This window comes from Streptomyces argenteolus, from assembly GCF_042902585.1.
Taxonomy (GTDB): Bacteria; Actinomycetota; Actinomycetes; order Streptomycetales; family Streptomycetaceae; genus Streptomyces; species Streptomyces argenteolus.
The window spans coordinates 340851-356876 of sequence record NZ_JBIBEG010000002.1; the positions used below are offsets into that span (position 1 = coordinate 340851).

13 protein-coding genes are annotated in these 16026 nt (G+C 72.9%); 11 read left to right on the forward strand and 2 right to left on the reverse strand.

The window, feature by feature from the left end:
• Nucleotides 1-124: 124 nt before the first annotated feature.
• Nucleotides 125-1051, reverse strand: coding sequence for a sugar phosphate isomerase/epimerase family protein (locus ACFY8O_RS08155; RefSeq protein ID WP_387900009.1), 927 nt, complete (start codon nt 1049-1051; stop codon nt 125-127).
• A 296-nt stretch (nt 1052-1347) separates the two neighbouring features.
• Here ACFY8O_RS08155 and ACFY8O_RS08160 point away from each other — a divergent pair, with 296 nt between their 5' ends.
• From ACFY8O_RS08160 to ACFY8O_RS08200, 9 genes are all read left to right on the forward strand, one after another.
• Nucleotides 1348-2577: a 5-dehydro-2-deoxygluconokinase gene (locus ACFY8O_RS08160; protein WP_387900010.1), complete on the forward strand. Its 1230-nt coding sequence runs from the start codon at nt 1348-1350 to the stop codon at nt 2575-2577.
• Nucleotides 2574-3464, forward strand: coding sequence for a Cgl0159 family (beta/alpha)8-fold protein (locus tag ACFY8O_RS08165; protein WP_387900012.1), 891 nt, complete (start codon nt 2574-2576; stop codon nt 3462-3464). Before ACFY8O_RS08160 ends, ACFY8O_RS08165 begins: the two co-directional genes overlap by 4 nt.
• 30 nt (nt 3465-3494) lie before the next feature.
• Complete coding sequence (iolB, locus tag ACFY8O_RS08170) at nt 3495-4379, forward strand: 5-deoxy-glucuronate isomerase (protein ID WP_387900014.1); 885 nt, start codon at nt 3495-3497, stop codon at nt 4377-4379.
• A complete protein-coding gene (gene iolD, locus ACFY8O_RS08175) occupies nt 4376-6271 on the forward strand; it encodes a 3D-(3,5/4)-trihydroxycyclohexane-1,2-dione acylhydrolase (decyclizing) (RefSeq protein WP_387900016.1) in 1896 nt (631 codons plus the stop codon). Before iolB ends, iolD begins: the two co-directional genes overlap by 4 nt.
• A gap of 14 nt (nt 6272-6285) precedes the next feature.
• Entirely contained in the window at nt 6286-7785 is a 1500-nt protein-coding gene (mmsA, locus tag ACFY8O_RS08180; RefSeq protein WP_145801452.1) for a CoA-acylating methylmalonate-semialdehyde dehydrogenase, read from the forward strand.
• Between the two features lie 68 nt (nt 7786-7853).
• Complete coding sequence (locus ACFY8O_RS08185; RefSeq protein ID WP_387900018.1) at nt 7854-8894, forward strand: aminoglycoside phosphotransferase family protein; 1041 nt, start codon at nt 7854-7856, stop codon at nt 8892-8894.
• A 283-nt stretch (nt 8895-9177) separates the two neighbouring features.
• Nucleotides 9178-10269 (forward strand): peptidoglycan-binding domain-containing protein, encoded by a 1092-nt coding sequence (locus ACFY8O_RS08190; protein WP_387900020.1) that lies wholly within the window; start codon nt 9178-9180, stop codon nt 10267-10269.
• 146 nt (nt 10270-10415) lie between these two features.
• A complete protein-coding gene (locus tag ACFY8O_RS08195; RefSeq protein WP_167526113.1) occupies nt 10416-11021 on the forward strand; it encodes a DUF4291 domain-containing protein in 606 nt (201 codons plus the stop codon).
• Nucleotides 11021-11782: an SDR family oxidoreductase gene (locus tag ACFY8O_RS08200; protein ID WP_387900022.1), complete on the forward strand. Its 762-nt coding sequence runs from the start codon at nt 11021-11023 to the stop codon at nt 11780-11782. The genes ACFY8O_RS08195 and ACFY8O_RS08200 overlap by 1 nt, the downstream gene beginning before the upstream one ends.
• A gap of 46 nt (nt 11783-11828) precedes the next feature.
• On the opposite strand, the gene ACFY8O_RS08205 is transcribed toward ACFY8O_RS08200, so the two are convergent.
• A complete protein-coding gene (locus ACFY8O_RS08205) occupies nt 11829-12248 on the reverse strand; it encodes a GNAT family N-acetyltransferase (protein WP_387901051.1) in 420 nt (139 codons plus the stop codon).
• A gap of 138 nt (nt 12249-12386) precedes the next feature.
• Between ACFY8O_RS08205 and ACFY8O_RS08210 the strand changes: the two genes are divergently transcribed.
• A complete protein-coding gene (locus ACFY8O_RS08210; RefSeq protein WP_387900024.1) occupies nt 12387-15113 on the forward strand; it encodes an alpha/beta fold hydrolase in 2727 nt (908 codons plus the stop codon).
• Complete coding sequence (locus ACFY8O_RS08215; protein ID WP_387900026.1) at nt 15110-15997, forward strand: ABC transporter permease; 888 nt, start codon at nt 15110-15112, stop codon at nt 15995-15997. The genes ACFY8O_RS08210 and ACFY8O_RS08215 overlap by 4 nt, the downstream gene beginning before the upstream one ends.
• Nucleotides 15998-16026: the final 29 nt, after the last annotated feature.

Here is a 16026-nt window from a genome sequence, read left to right on the forward strand (position 1 = left end):
GAACGAGCCGTTCCGCTACCTGGGCAGGGGGTGTCGCGAGCTCGTGACACAAGACCTGCTGAACGCGGACATACGGGAGACAGAAGGAAGGGGGACGGCGGGGGCAGGGGCGGCGGCGGGGCGATCAGGACGACGGGCGTGCGGGCCCGCAGATCCGGAGGAACTCGCGGGTGCGCCTGGCGATCGGAAACGGCTTGTCCGGTGGGCAGGGGTACATGTCCTGCTCGACGATGGCGAAGAGATCGGTGCCCAGGGCACGCGCCGCGTCCAGCACGGGCTCCAGCGCGGGCACGCCGCCCGGCGGTTCGCACATCACCCCACGCGCGACGGCCGGGCCGAACGGCACCTCGTTCTTCACCACATCGGCGAGGATCACCGGGTCGACCTGCTTGAGGTGGAGATAGCCGATCCGCCCCCCGTAGGTCCGGATGAGCTTCACGCTGTCCCCGCCGCAGTAGGCGTAGTGACCGGTGTCGAGACAGAGCGAGACCAGATCGGGGTCCGTGGCGTCGAGGAAGCGGTTGACGTTCTCCTCGCTGTCGATGTGGGTGTCGGCGTGCGGGTGCACCACGATCCGCAGCCCGTACCGTTCCCCCACCTCACGGGCCAGCCGTTCCGTCTGGGTGGTGAGGTCACGCCACTGGGCGGCGGTGAGGGTGCGGTCCTCCAGCACCTCACCCGTCTTGTCGTCCCGCCAGAACGACGGGATGACCACCAGGTGTCCGGCGCCCATCGCCCGGGTGAGTGCCGCGATGCCCGCGACATGCTCCCAGGTCCGGTCCCAGACCTGCGGACCGTGGTGCAATCCGGTGAAGACGGTGCCCGCGGACACCCCGAGGCCGCGGCGGGCCGTCTCGTCCGCGAGCCGGGCGGGATCTGTGGGCAGATAGCCGTACGGCCCGAGCTCGATCCATTCGTAGCCCGCCTCGGAGACCTCGTCGAGGAATCGCTCCCACGGCACCTGCCGCGGATCCTCGGGGAACCACACTCCCCACGAATCGGGTGCCGAGCCGATGCGGATACGGGCCGGAGAAGGTACGGAGGAGGTCATATCGCCCACCCTCCAAGCCTCGGAAGGGAGTGTCAAGGGTTCGTCCGAATGTCCGGACAAAGTGTTGACACGCTTGTTGGTGAGGGCTAGACCTGGGAGCGACCGCCCCGGCCCCGGCCGCCTCCCGGGACCGGCCCGCACGGCGTGCCGCCTTCCCGACCGCCGGCCCGGGAGAGCCGGCACCGGCCTCCGGGCCGAAGGGCAGCAGCCGGACGGGGACGGTGCGCGGGGACGAGACGCAGGACGAACTGCCGGGCCGGACCGCCGGTTCGGGTCACCGGGTCGAAGGGATGCGTATGCCCGAGCCGTACGACGTGATCACCATGGGGCGGATCGGTGTGGACCTCTACCCGCTGCAGACCGGTGTACCGCTGGCCCGGGTCGAGGCCTTCGGGAAGTTCCTCGGCGGCTCACCCTCCAACGTCGCGGTGGCCGCGGCCCGACTCGGCCGGCGTACCGCTGTGATCACCCGGACGGGCCAGGACCCCTTCGGCGACTACCTCCACCAGGCGCTCGGGGAGTTCGGGGTGGACGACCGCTGGGTGAGCGCCGTGGCGGGCCTCCCCACCCCCGTCACCTTCTGCGAGATCTTCCCGCCGGACGACTTCCCCCTCTACTTCTACCGCCTGCCCAAGGCGCCCGATCTGGAGATCCACGGTGAGGACGTGGACCTGGACGCCGTACGGGACGCCCGGGTCTTCTGGATGACCGGCACGGGCCTGTGCGCCGAGCCCAGCTTCTCCGCGACCCTCACAGCGCTCCGGGCCCGTACCTCCATGGCGGACGCGCGGGGCACCGGGGACGCACCGGGAGAACGGCACGTGCCCGGAGGGCGCGGGGGCATCACCGTCTTCGACCTCGACTGGCGCCCCATGTTCTGGGACGGCGGGGACCACAGCCCGGTCGCCCCCGCCCGCTACCGCGAGGCACTCGCCCATGCCACGGTCGCCGTCGGCAATCTCGACGAGTGCGCGATCGCCACCGGGGAACGCGAACCGCACAGGGCCGCCCACGCCCTGCTCGCCGCCGGGGTCGAACTCGCCGTCGTCAAACAGGGACCGGCCGGTGTCCTGGCGGCCCACCGCGACGGCACCACCGTCGAGATCCCGCCGCTGCCCGTCGACGTCGTCAACGGCCTGGGCGCGGGGGACGCGTTCGGCGGAGCCCTGTGCCACGGTCTCCTCGCCGGCTGGGACACCGAACGCGTCATGCGCTACGCCAACGCGGCCGGAGCCATCGTCGCCTCCCGCCTCGCCTGTTCGTCCGCGATGCCGTTCCCGCACGAGGTCGAGCACGCCCTGGCCGAGGGCAAGGTCGCCCCCGGCCCTGCGGACCCCACGAGCAGCCCACGACCGGCCGGCACGGCCGGACGCGCGAGCGCCGAGGAACCCACGCGCACCGGCGGGCACACCAGCGCCGCCGGACCCGCACATCCCGTAGCCCCCACACACCCCGTAGACCCCTCACACCGCAACGGGCCCTCACACCGCAACGGACCCACGAGTGCCACGGGAGCCGCCCCGTGACCCCGCCTGCCGCCGCCGGACTCGCCGATCTGGTCCGGATCCGTGCCCGGCACCCCGAAGCCGTGGCCGAGGCAGCCGCCGTCCGTGGCAGACGCCCCCTCATCGGCCCCACCGGACGCCTGATGATCATCGCGGCGGACCACCCCGCCCGCGGAGCCCTCGCCGTCGGCGACGACGAGCTCGCCATGGCCGACCGCTTCGACCTGCTGGAGCGCCTCTGCCTCGCCCTGTCCCGGCCCGGCGTCGACGGGGTGCTGGCCGGGGCCGACGTCCTGGAGGACCTGCTCCTCCTCGGTGCGCTCGACGGCAAGGTCGTCCTCGGTTCCATGAACCGCGGCGGGCTCGCCGGCGCCGCGTTCGAGCTCGACGACCGCTTCACCGGCCACCGCCCCGCCGACCTGGCCCGCCACGGCTTCGACGCCGGGAAGCTCCTGCTGAGGATCGACCACGACGACCCCGGCTCCCTGGACACCCTGCACACCGCCGCCCGCGCGGTGGACGAGATGGCCGCCCGTCGACTGCCCGTCTTCATCGAGCCGTTCCTCTGCCACCGCACCCGCGACGGACTCCGCACCGATCTGAGCGCCGCCGCCGTCACCACCTCCATCGCCATCGCCTCGGGGCTGGGCGGCACGTCCGCGTACACCTGGCTCAAGGTCCCCGTCACCGACGACCCCGACGCCATGGACCGGGTGATGCGCACCTCCACGCTCCCCGCCGTCCTGCTCGGCGGCGAGGTCACGGGCAATCCGGACGAGGCGTACGAGAGATGGCGTGGCGCGCTGCGGCTGCCGACCGTGCAAGGACTGGTCGTCGGGCGGTCGCTGCTGTACCCCGCCGACGGGAACGTGGCGGGCGCGGTCGACACGGCCGTAGGACTTCTGTGAACGGCCGGGACGACGGGTAGGGATGGAGTCATGACGATCCCCGACGCGCAGCAGCGCCACCATCTGCGGGCGGGCCACGCGGCGCGTGAGCCGTACGCCCTCGACATCGACCCGGAGCGGGCCGGCTGGGAGCGGTCGAGCCTGCGTGTGCTGGAGCTCGAGCCAGGTGGTGTTCACACGCTCGTCACCGGGGAGAGCGAATGGATCGTTCTGCCGTTGTCCGGCGGCTGTACGGTGCGGGCAGCAGGTGAGATCTTTGAACTGCTGGGCAGGAAGAACGTGTTCAGCGCGGTGACCGACTTCGCCTACGTCCCACGTGACGCCCGCGTCCAGATCGCCTCCGGCGCAGGAGGCCGCTTCGCCCTGGCAGGAGCGAAGTGCGAGCGACGACTCCCCGCTCGCTACGGCCCCGCGCCGGAGGTACCGGTCGAACTCCGCGGCGCGGGCGGCTGCTCGCGGCAGGTCAACAACTTCGCCGCGGCCGGCACCTTCGACTGCGACCGCCTGATCGCCGTGGAGGTCCTCACCCCCGGGGGCAACTGGTCCTCCTACCCGCCGCACAAGCACGACGAGCACCACCCCGGCACCGAGTCCGTGCTCGAGGAGATCTACTACTTCGAGGTCGAGGGCGACGGTCTCGGCTACCACCGGGTGTCGCCCTCCCGCCCCGGTGGCACGGACGTCCTCGCCGAGGTCGCCTCCGGCGACGCCGTCCTCGTCCCGGACGGCTGGCACGGCCCGTCCATCGCCCCGCCCGGCCGCACCCTGTACTACCTCAACGTCATGGCGGGCCCGGGGGAGCAGCGCGAGTGGCTGATCCGCGACCACCCCGGCCACCGCTGGATCCGCGACACCTGGCCCACCCAGCCCGTCGATCCACGGCTCCCGCTGTACGACCCGGAGACCTCCCGATGACCGCGCCCCGCTCCAGCACCCGCAGGCTCACCACCGCCCAGGCGCTGATCGCCTTCCTCGCCCGTCAGTACACCGAGCGCGACGGCAGGCGGCACCGCCTGATCGACGCCACCTGGGGCATCTTCGGCCACGGCAACGTCGCGGGCATCGGCCAGGCGCTCGTCGAGTCCGGCCCCGCGATGCCCTACCTCCAGGGCCGCAGCGAGCAGGCCATGGTGCACGCCGCCGTCGGATACGCACGCCAGTCCGGGCGGCTCTCCGCACACGCCGTCACCACGTCGATCGGACCCGGGGCCACCAACCTCGTCACCGGGGCCGCCCTCGCCACCGTCAACCACCTCCCGGTGCTGCTCCTGCCCGGCGACACCTTCGCGACCCGCCCCGCCGACCCCGTGCTCCAGCAGCTCGAAGTGCCGCACACGGGCGACGTGTCGGTCAACGACTGTCTGCGCCCCGTCTCCCGGTACTTCGACCGGATCACCCGGCCCGAGGCCCTGATCCCGGCCGCCCTCCAGGCCATGCGCACACTCGCCGACCCGGCCGCCACCGGGGCCGTCACGCTCGCCCTGCCGCAGGACGTGCAGGCCGAGGCGTACGACTGGCCGGCGGAGTTCTTCGCGACGCGCGTCTGGCACGTACGCAGGCAGGCGCCCGACGCGTACGAGCTCGAACAGGCCGTCCGCGCCGTGCGCACCGCCCGCCGGCCGCTGATCGTCGCGGGCGGCGGGGTCCACCACAGCGCCGCCGAGGAGGCCCTCGCCGCGTTCGCGGCCTCCACCCGTATCCCCGTCGCCTCCACCCAGGCCGGCAAGGGCTCCCTGCGGCACGACCATCCCGCGGACGTCGGAGGCATCGGCCACACCGGCACCGCCACCGCCGACGCGCTGGCCCGTGAGGCCGACCTGGTCATCGGGATCGGCACCCGCTACACCGACTTCACGACCGCCTCCGGCACCCTCTTCGCCGACCCGGCCGTCCGCTTCCTCAACCTCAACATCACCGGCTTCGACGCCCACAAGCTCGCCGCGCTGCCCCTCGTCGCGGACGCCCGCACCGCCCTCGAAGCGCTCGGTGAGGCTCTCGCCGCCCGAGGACACCGCGTCGACGCCGCGTACGAGAGCGAGTACACCGAGGCCAAGGGCCGCTGGGAGCAGCGCGTCGACGCGGCCTTCGCGACCACGGACCCCGACGCCCGCCCCACCCAGGCCCAGGTGCTCGGACTGCTCGACGAGCTCGTCACCGAGGACGACATCCTGATCAACGCGGCGGGCTCCCTCCCCGGTGACCTCCACAAGCTGTGGCGGGCCCGCTCCCCGCGTCAGTACCACGTCGAATACGGGTACTCCTGCATGGGTTACGAGATCCCCGCCGCCCTCGGAGTCCAGCTCGCGGCACCGGACCGGCCGGTCTGGGCGCTGGTCGGGGACGGCACGTACCTGATGAACCCCACCGAGATCGTCACCGCCGTGCAGGAAGGGCTCCCCGTGAAGCTCGTCATCCTGCAGAACCACGGGTACGCGTCGATCGGCGGGCTCTCCGAGTCGGTCGGTGCCGAGCGGTTCGGCACCGCCTACCGGCACCGCGGCGCGGACGGGGCGTTCACCGGTGAGCCCCTTCCCGTCGACCTCGCCGCCAACGCGGCCTCGCTCGGCATGCGGGTGCTGCGCGCCGGGTCGGTGGCGGAGCTGCGCGGGGCCCTCGCCGAGGCGCGCGCCGCCGACCGTCCCACTTGTGTCTACGTCGAGACCGAAACGGCAGACACAGTGTCGGGGCCTCCCCCGGCGCAGGCGTGGTGGGATGTTCCCGTAGCCGAAACCGCGACCCGCCCTTCGGCGGTCGAGGCCAGGAAAGAGTACGACCGGCAGATCGCAGCCCGACGCCGCCACCTGTGAAGGAGACCCCGTTCATGAAGACCGTCAACCACTGGATCGGTGGCAAGACCGTCGAGGGCACGTCGGGCAACTACGGTCCGGTCACCGACCCCGCGACCGGCGCCGTCACGACCCAGGTCGCCCTCGCCTCCACCGAGGAGGTCGACGCCGCGGTCGCCGCCGCCAAGGCCGCCTACGAGACCTGGGGCACCTCCTCCCTCTCCGCCCGTACCGCCGTCCTCTTCCGCTACCGGGCGCTGCTCGACGCCCACCGCGACGAGATCGCCGCGCTCATCACCGCCGAGCACGGCAAGGTGCACTCCGACGCGCTGGGCGAGGTGGCCCGCGGCCTGGAGATCGTCGAGCTGGCCTGCGGCATCACCACGCAGCTCAAGGGCGAGCTGTCCACCGAGGTCTCCAGCCGGGTCGACGTCTCCTCGATCCGTCAGCCGCTCGGCGTCGTCGCGGGCATCACGCCGTTCAACTTCCCGGCCATGGTGCCGATGTGGATGTTCCCGCTGGCCGTCGCCTGCGGGAACACCTTCGTCCTGAAGCCGAGCGAGAAGGACCCGTCGGCCGCGAACCTGCTGGCCGAGCTCGCCGCCGAGGCGGGCCTGCCCGACGGTGTGCTGAACGTCCTGCACGGTGACAAGGTCGCCGTGGACGGGCTCCTCGCCCACCCCGACGTGGCGGCGGTCTCCTTCGTCGGCTCGACCCCGATCGCCCGGTACATCCACGCCACCGCCTCCGCGAACGGCAAGCGCGTCCAGGCGCTCGGCGGCGCGAAGAACCACATGCTGGTCCTCCCGGACGCGGACCTGGACGCGGCGGCCGACGCCGCGGTCTCCGCCGCGTACGGCTCCGCCGGTGAGCGCTGCATGGCCATCTCGGCGGTCGTCGCGGTGAGTTCCGTCGCGGACGAGCTGGTGGCCAAGATCCGCGAGCGCGCCGAGAAGATCAAGATCGGCCCCGGCACGGACCCCACCTCCGAGATGGGCCCGCTGATCACCGCCGCCCACCGCGACAAGGTCGCCTCCTACGTCACCGGGGCGGCGGCGCAGGGTGCCGACGTCGTCCTCGACGGCACCGGTCACACGGTCGAGGGCTTCGAGGACGGCCACTGGATCGGCCTGTCCCTCCTCGACAACGTCTCGACCGACTCCGACGCCTACCGCGACGAGATCTTCGGGCCGGTCCTCTGCGTCCTGCGCGTCGCCACCTACGAGGACGGCGTCGCCCTCATGAACGCGTCGCCCTTCGGCAACGGCACCGCGATCTTCACGCGTGACGGCGGCGCCGCCCGGCGCTTCCAGCTGGAGATCGAGGCCGGCATGGTGGGCGTCAACGTCCCGATCCCGGTCCCGGTGGGCTACCACTCCTTCGGTGGCTGGAAGGACTCCCTCTTCGGCGACCACCACATCTACGGCAACGACGGCGTGCACTTCTACACCCGGGGCAAGGTCGTCACCACCCGCTGGCCCGACCCGGCCGACGCCCCCGCGGGCGTGGACCTCGGCTTCCCCCGCAACCACTGACCCGCCTCCGGCGCCCCGTCCTCCCGAAAGAGGCGGGGCGCCGGGGCCCGGAGTGGAACACTGGCCGCATGGAGACGGCCTCGCACCTTCCGTTCGGCGCGGCGCTCACGGCCCGGCTGGGCCCGCCCTCACGCCCGTCCCTCCTGGAGAGCAGCCCCCGCTCACGGGTCTGGCGCGTCGAACTGGCCGGGCGCCCGGCGGTGCTGAAACAACTGGTGGAAGCCCCCGAGGCCGACGAACGGTACGCACGGGAGGTGGCCGCCCTGCGCATCGCCGGCCGGGCACCCGGCTCGCCGGTCGTGCCCGCCCTCCTCGGGACCGACCCCGCCGAGCGGGTCCTCGTCCTCGAACACCTCGACCACCGGCGCCCGGCCGGCGACTGGATCGTCGGCTGGGCGACCGCCCTCGCCGGACTGCACAGCACCGCCGGCCCGCAGGACGCCGGGGCCCTGCCCCGGTGGCAGGGCCCGACCGCCGCCGACGTGAGTTCGTTCCTCGCCCTGGCGGGGGCCCTGGGAGTGGACGGGGGTCCCGGAGTGCGCGGCGAGCTCCACGCCCTCGTGGAACGCCTCGGCCGGGCGGAAGGGACCGCGCTGCTCCACGGCGACCCGTGCCCCGGCAACGACCTGCACACCCCGGACGGCGTGAGGTTCATCGACTTCGAGCAGGCGTCCCTCGGCAGCGGCCTGACGGAACTCGCCTACCTCCGCATCGGATTCCCGACCTGCTGGTGCGTCACGAGGGCATCCGGCCCCCTCCTGGAGCGGGCGGAGGCCGCCTACCGCGCCGCCTGGCACGAGAGGACCGGCACCGTGCTCGCCGAGGGCGGTCTCGCCGACGCGTGCGCGGGCTGGCTGATCCGGGGCGACGCCCTGGTCCAGCGCGCCCATCGCGACGGCACCGACCATCTCGCCCGCATCCCGGACGAGGACTGGGCCTGGGGTACGGCGACCGCCCGCCAACGCCTCCTCCACCGGCTGGGGGTGGTGGCAGGGACGACCTCCGGCGACGGGGACCTGCGGCACCTCCGCACCTTCGCGGGGGACCTGCGCCGCGCCGTCCTCGCCCGCTGGTCGACGCTGCGCCCCGTACCGCGGCGGCGCCCCTAGCCCCCTCTTCTCCCCGGACTCCATGGCAGACGGCCGCAGGACATGCGAGCCGTCTGCAGCTTGTTGCGGCTGTGACGAGATCGACGGCGGCCCCCAGATATTGTCAAGGTCACGTCACTGCCTGATGCGATGTCGGTACGTCGCCGGGCAGCGGCGGCAGAGTTCGCCATCGTCATGTCCCGTCCGGGGCGAAGTCGGCCCCCGATGGACGGCACACCTTTCGTGCACGGCGGTCCGCTCGGACCGATCTGTAACGGCAAAGGAATACGGGGGAAGGGGAATCATGTCACCTCGCAGCCGGCTCACCCGCCGCACTCAGGCCGGACTCTTGGGAATCACCGCAGCCGGAGTCGCGGTAGCAATCGCCGTCGGGTCCTCGTTCGCCGGGGGCGGCTCCTCGGAGCCGGTGGCGGTCGCGGCCCGGCAGGCCGCCGGCCAGAAACCCGGGCCGGCGGCCGGCGGCACACACGTCACCCAGGTCAGCGCGCTGTCGGCCCTGTCCACGGCCACGCTCTCACCCGACACGATGATCAACCGGGCCCGTACCTGGCTCACGGCGAACAACGGCGGCCCGGTCCCGTACAGCATGGAGCGCTACTGGAAGGACGGCTATCGCCAGGACTGCTCCGGCTACGTCTCCATGACGCTCGGCCTGGGCAAGCCCGGCCTGAACACCGTCGGGCTGGCCGACGCGCGAAACGGCGTCACCAAGCGGCTCAGCAGCGTGAGTCAGCTGCGCAAGGGCGACCTGCTGATCGACCACAGCACCACCGACGGGGACTTCCGCCACGTGGTGATCTTCGAGAAGTGGGCCAACGCCTCGCACAGTGCCTACTGGGCGTACGAACAGCGCGGTACGTACGGCACGACCCACCGTCAGCTCAGGTACGGGATCGGCAGCGACAACTACGACCCCTTCCGGCCGGTCAAACTGGGCGGTGGCGGCGGCGGGCAGCTTCCCTCCCCGAGCGTCTCGTGGCCCGTGCTCACGAGCGGTTCCCGGGGTGCGGACGTACGGTCCGCCCAGCGGCTGCTGACCGCGGGGGGCCACGCGCTGGAGGCCGACGGGGTCTTCGGCCCGAAGACCCGCTCCGCCGTGATCGCCTTCCAGAGGTCCCGGTCCCTCGTCGCCGACGGCGTCGTCGGCCCGAAGACGTGGTCCAAGCTGATCAGGACGGTGCGGTCCGGCTCGTCCGGCCAGGCGGTGAAGGCGGCGCAGACACAGCTCAACGTCTACGGCCACGGCCTCGTGGTCGACGGGGCGTTCGGCGCGAGGACGAAGGCGGCGACCGTCGCCTTCCAGAGGAACCACAGCCTCCAGGTCGACGGTGTCATCGGCCCCGAGACCTGGCGCGCCCTGCTCGGCACCCGCTGACGGGGCGGTTCCGGCAGCCGGTCCACGGCTCCTTCCCGGCGCGAGGAGCGCGAGGGAGGAGCCGTCGCCGCACCCGGACCGCCGAGGTGGTGCCGCGCGGCGAAAACCAGGTGCCGCGACGGGCGGGGCCCCGCATCCTGGAGCGCATGAACGACCCGACGAGCCCGCCCCGTTACGAGATCCGTGCCCGGCACACCCGATCCACCGTCACCGTCTACCAGGCCTACCGGCCCTCGATCGGGCTGCCCGCCGCCCGGGACGGGCGCTTCCCACCCGCCTGGAAGCGCGACCGCATGACCTGGATCAAGCCGAGCTTCCTGTGGATGATGTACCGCTGCGGCTGGGGCACGAAGGAGGGGCAGGAGACCGTGCTCGCCGTCGAGATCACCCGCGAGGGCTTCGGCTGGGCCCTGGAGAACGCCGCACTCTCGCACTACGTGCGGGGAGTGCACCCCGACCGGGCCACCTGGCAGCGCAGTCTGCGCCACAGCCCCGCCCGGGTGCAGTGGGACCCCGAACGCGATCTCCACCTCGCTCCACTCCCGCACCGGTCGCTCCAGCTCGGGTTGAGCGGCGAGGCCGCGCGGCGCTACGCGGACGAGTGGCTGGTCTCCGTCACCGACGTCACACCGCTCGCCCACGAGATCCACGGTCTCCTGCGGGCGGGCGAGTCCGGACGGGCGGCGGCCCTGCTCCCCGAGGAGCAGCCGCTCCCGGGCCTCCGGGCGCCCTTGCCGGTGAAGGCATCCTGATGAGCGAAGGGAGCCGGCCGCTGGCGCTCGTCACGGGCGCGGGGCGCTCGGCGGGGATCGCCGCCTCCGTGGTGCTGGACCTGGCCCGGTCCGGATGGGACGTGGCCTTCACCTACTGGACGCCGTACGACGCGCGGATGGTGTGGGGCGCGGAGCCCGGCGCGCCGGCGGAGCTGGAGAGGGCGGCGGGCTCCCTCGGCGCGAGGACGTTCGCCGTCGAGGCGGACCTGAGCGACCCGGACGTGCCCGCGCAGCTCTTCGAGAAGGTGGAGCGCGCCCTGGGCGACGTCACCGCGCTGGTGCTCTGCCACTGCGAGTCGGTCGACTCCGGCCTCCTGGACACCACCGTGGAGAGCTTCGACCGGCACTTCGCGGTCAACGCCCGGGCGACCTGGCTCCTGATCCGCGCCTACGGCCTGCGGTTCCGTGGGCCGCACGGGAGCGGCCGGATCGTGAGCCTGACCAGCGACCACACCGCCGGCAACCTGCCCTACGGGGCGAGCAAGGGGGCGATGGACCGGATCACGCTGGCCGCCGCCCGTGAGCTGGCCCAGCTCGGCGTCACCTGCAACGCCGTCAACCCCGGTCCGACCGACACCGGGTGGATGACCGCCGAGCAGAAGACGGACATGGCCGGCTGGACGCCCCTGGGGCGGCTCGGCACGCCGCAGGACTGCGCGAACCTGGTCACGTTCCTCTGCTCGGCGGAGGGCGGATGGATCAACGGCCAGCTGCTCCACAGCAACGGCGGCCTCGGCTGACCCCGGGCGCCGGGGGATGCCGGGCGGCCCCGCCCCTCCCCAGGATTCAGGAGCCGGAACCGAGGTCCCAGGCCAGCATGGCGAACACCCCGTCGTCCGCCGCGCCCGCCGAGCGGTAGGTGGCGAGCGCTGCCTCGTTGTCACGCTCCGTGCCCACCCACAGGCCGTAACAGCCGCGTTCCCGGGCCTCGGCGGCCAGGGCCTCGGTGAGCGCACGACCGACGCCCCGGCGGCGGTACCGCTCGTCGACGGAGAGCTCGTACAGGCACATCTCCGTGCCCTTGTCCGGGTGCAGCATCTCGATGCCCGAGACGAAGCCCACCGGGGTGTCCCCGCTGTGCGCGATCAGCATCAGATGCCCGTCCGCCGCCAGGAAGCGGGCGGCCCACTCGGGGCGGGGCGAGGTGTCGTAGAGGTGTGCGGCGGCGAGCAGCTCCGCCGTGCTGGTGGCCGGGCGGATCCGGATGTCCATGCATGAGGCCTTTCGTGCCGGAGGCATACCGCATACGGAGTACGGCGGGTGGCCGCCGTACCTCCCAGGGATACCGCGCACCTCCCCCCGGGGGCACCCAGGTCCGCCGACCGCTCCGTCTAGGGTCGAGTCATGGAGAAACCGACTTCCCGGTGGCGGCACCGGCCGCCCCGTACCCCAGGCCGGTGGGCCGCGGTCGTCGCCGCCCTCGCCGTGCTCGTGGGCGCGGGGACCTGGACCGCCGTCGCCGACGACAGCGCGCCGACCGTCGAACGGCACGACCGGATGATGAAGATGAACGGGGTGTCGGTCGACACCTCGTACTTCACGTCCGGGGGCGCGCAGCGCCGGCCCGCCGTGCTCATCGGCCACGGCTTCGGCGGCAGCAAGGATGACGTACGCGCCCAGGCCGAGAAGCTCGCCGCCGACGGTTACGCCGTCCTGACCTGGTCCGCCCGCGGATTCGGGAGGACGACCGGGGAGATCACGCTCAACGCCCCCGACGGCGAGGTCAAGGACGTGTCCGGGCTCATCGACTGGCTGGCGGACCGCCCGGAGGTCGAGCTCGACGCGAAGGGTGACCCGCGGGTCGGGGTCACCGGTGCCTCGTACGGCGGCGCCGTGTCGCTGCTGGCCGCCGGCCACGACGACCGGGTGGACGCCGTCGCCCCGGTCATCAGCTACTGGAACCTCGCCGACGCGCTCTTCCCCGACGGGGTGTTCAAGAAGCTCTGGGCCGGGATCTTCGTCACCTCCGGTGGCGGCTGCGAGAGGTTCCAGAAGCAGCTCTGCGAGATGTACGAGAGGGTCGCCGTCAGCGGCAAGCCGGACGCCGCAGCGCGTGCGCTCCTGGAGGAACGTTCCCCCGCCGCGGTGGCCGACGCGATCGACGTGCCCGCGCTCATCCTCCAGGGCCAGAGCGACTCGCTCTTCCCGCTCGGCCAGGCCGACGCCATGGCCAAGGCCGTCAAGGCCAACGGCGCGCCCGTCTCCGTCGACTGGATCGCCGGCGGGCACGACGGAGGGGACGACGAGGGCGACCGCGTCCAGGCCCGGATCGGCGACTGGTTCGACAGGTACCTGAAGAAGGACGAGGGCGTCGACACCGGGCCCGGATTCCGTGTCACCCGGACCGGCGGCGTCGACTCCACCGACGGCCAGGCCCTGAAACGCGGTGCCGCCAGCGCCACCTACCCCGGCCTCGGCAGCGGTGGCCGGAAGATCACCCTGACCGGTGGCGGGCAGCCGCCCGCCACGGCCGGGGGACAGGGCGCGGCCCCGCAGGGCGGGCAGGACACCCCCGCGGGCGGTGACACCCAGACCTTCCACAACCCCGCCGGGGCCAACCCGCCGTCCATCTCCGCCGTCCCCGGCGTCGGCGGCGGTCTCTCCCAGCTGTCCTCGCTCGGTGTCGGGCTCTCGGTCGACTTCCCCGGGCAGTACGCACGCTTCCAGTCCGCCCCGCTGGACAGCCCGGTCCACGTCACCGGGTCGCCCACGGTCCGGGTGAACGTGAAGGCGGACCAGGGCGACGCGGTGCTGTTCGGCAAGGTCTACGACGTCTCGCCGGACGGGGCGCAGCAGGTGCTGCCCTCCCAGCTCGTCGCCCCGTACCGCATCACCCCCGCGCAGCAGGGCAAGCCGGTGAAGCTGACCCTGCCCGCCGTCGACCACGAGGTCGAGGCCGGGCACCGGCTCCGCCTCGTCCTGTCCGCGACCGACCTCGGCTACGCCTCGCCCGCCGAGCCCGCCACCTACACCGTGTCCCTCGACGGGCCGCTCACCGTGCCCACCGCACCCGCGGTGAGGACCGCGGCGGCGGCCCTGCCCTGGTGGACCTGGGGTCTCCCGGCAGCGGCCGTCGTCGTCGCGGCAGCCGTCCTGCTCACCGCACGGCGGCGCACGGCGACCCCCGTGCCGGACCCGGCGCTGGCCGGCGTGCCCTTGCAGATCACCGGCCTGTCCAAGAAGTACGCCAGGTCCGCGGACCGGTACGCGGTGCGCGACCTCGGCTTCCGTGTCGAGAAGGGACAGGTGCTCGGCCTCCTGGGGCCCAACGGGGCGGGCAAGACCACCACCCTGCGCATGCTGATGGGTCTGATCACGCCCGACGCCGGGGAGATCCGCGTCTTCGGGCACGCGATCCGGCCCGGGGCGCCCGTCCTGTCGCGGGTCGGTTCCTTCGTCGAGGGCGCGGGCTTCCTGCCGCACCTCTCCGGCCGCTCCAACCTGGAGCTCTACTGGCAGGCCACCGGGCGGCCCGCCGAGGACGCCCACATCGACGAGGCCCTGGAGATCGCCGGACTCGGCGACGCCCTGGCCCGCGCCGTGCGCACCTACTCGCAGGGCATGCGCCAGCGCCTCGCCATTGCCCAGGCCATGCTCGGCATGCCGGACCTGCTCATCCTCGACGAACCGACCAACGGCCTGGACCCGCCCCAGATCCGCGAGATGCGGGACGTGATGATCCGGTACGCCGCCGGGGGCCGGACCGTGATCGTCTCCAGTCACCTCCTGTCGGAGGTCGAGCAGTCCTGCACCCACCTCGTGGTCATGGACCGGGGCCGTCTCGTCCAGGCCGGTCCGGTCGCCGAGATCACCGGCTCCGGCGACATGCTGCTCGTCACCACCGCGGCCGAGGTCGCCGAACCGCTCGTGGACAAGGTGGCCGCCCTCCCGGGCATCGGCTCCGCCGTCCGCGTGGACGACGGCCACGGGCTGCTGGTCCGGCTCGACGGTACCGACGCGGCGCATCTCGTGGCCGAACTGGTGCGTCTGGACGTCCCGGTGACCGGCGTCGGCCCGCACCGCCGCCTGGAGGACGCCTTCCTCACCCTCATCTCCCAAGGATCCGCATGAGCTCCGCACCAGAGATCCAGGCCCCGGCCGAGGCCCCCGGCTACCACGCCCGCCGCACCCTCCCGCTGCGCGTGGAGGCGATGAGGCAGCTGCGCAGGCGCCGCACCCTGCTCATGGGCGGGGTGCTGGCCGCCCTGCCGTTCATCCTGATCATCGCCTTCGCGATCGGCGGTACCCCGGGCGGAGGCGACGGGGGCGGCGGAGGCGGCTCGCGGATCAACCTCATGGACGTCGCGACGGAGTCCGCGGCGAACTTCGCCGCCACCTGCCTGTTCGTCTCCGCGGGCTTCCTGCTCGTGGTGCCGGTGGCCCTCTTCTGCGGCGACACCGTCGCCTCCGAGGCGAGCTGGTCCTCGCTGCGCTATCTGCTGGCGGCGCCCGTCCCGCGAGCGAGGCTGCTGTGGAGCAAGCTCGTCGTGGCCCTCGGCTTCAGCCTGGCCGCGATGGTGCTGCTGCCGGTCGTCGCGCTGGCGGCGGGAGCCGCCGCGTACGGCTGGGGGCCGCTGAAGCTGCCCACGGGGGGCGCGCTCACCACCTCGGACACCGTGCCGCGCCTCGCGCTCGTCGTCGCCTTCGTCTTCCTGTCCCAGCTCGTCACCGCGGGCCTGGCGTTCTGGCTGTCGACGAAGACGGACGCGCCGCTGGGCGCGGTGGGCGGCGCGGTCGGGCTGACCATCGTGGGCAACGTCCTGGACGCCGTGACCGCGCTCGGGACCTGGCGCGAGTTCCTGCCGGCGCACTGGCAGTTCGCCTGGGCCGACGCCCTCCAGCCGGATCTCGAATGGGGCGGGATGCTCAAGGGCTCGGCCGTGTCGGTGACCTATGCCCTGATTCTGTTCGCCCTCGCCTTCCGGGGGTTCAGCCGTAAGGACATCGTGTCCTGAAGCTGATGTTCCGCCGTACCCCCTGCCGC

Coding starts and splice junctions, on each gene's coding strand:
- ACFY8O_RS08155 (WP_387900009.1), bottom strand. CDS start 1,051: ATGACCTCCTCCGTACCTTCTCCGGCCCGTATCCGCATCGGCTCGGCA.
- ACFY8O_RS08160 (WP_387900010.1), top strand. CDS start 1,348: ATGCCCGAGCCGTACGACGTGATCACCATGGGGCGGATCGGTGTGGAC.
- iolB (WP_387900014.1), top strand. CDS start 3,495: ATGACGATCCCCGACGCGCAGCAGCGCCACCATCTGCGGGCGGGCCAC.
- iolD (WP_387900016.1), top strand. CDS start 4,376: ATGACCGCGCCCCGCTCCAGCACCCGCAGGCTCACCACCGCCCAGGCG.
- mmsA (WP_145801452.1), top strand. CDS start 6,286: ATGAAGACCGTCAACCACTGGATCGGTGGCAAGACCGTCGAGGGCACG.
- ACFY8O_RS08185 (WP_387900018.1), top strand. CDS start 7,854: ATGGAGACGGCCTCGCACCTTCCGTTCGGCGCGGCGCTCACGGCCCGG.
- ACFY8O_RS08190 (WP_387900020.1), top strand. CDS start 9,178: ATGTCACCTCGCAGCCGGCTCACCCGCCGCACTCAGGCCGGACTCTTG.
- ACFY8O_RS08195 (WP_167526113.1), top strand. CDS start 10,416: ATGAACGACCCGACGAGCCCGCCCCGTTACGAGATCCGTGCCCGGCAC.
- ACFY8O_RS08200 (WP_387900022.1), top strand. CDS start 11,021: ATGAGCGAAGGGAGCCGGCCGCTGGCGCTCGTCACGGGCGCGGGGCGC.
- ACFY8O_RS08210 (WP_387900024.1), top strand. CDS start 12,387: ATGGAGAAACCGACTTCCCGGTGGCGGCACCGGCCGCCCCGTACCCCA.
- ACFY8O_RS08215 (WP_387900026.1), top strand. CDS start 15,110: ATGAGCTCCGCACCAGAGATCCAGGCCCCGGCCGAGGCCCCCGGCTAC.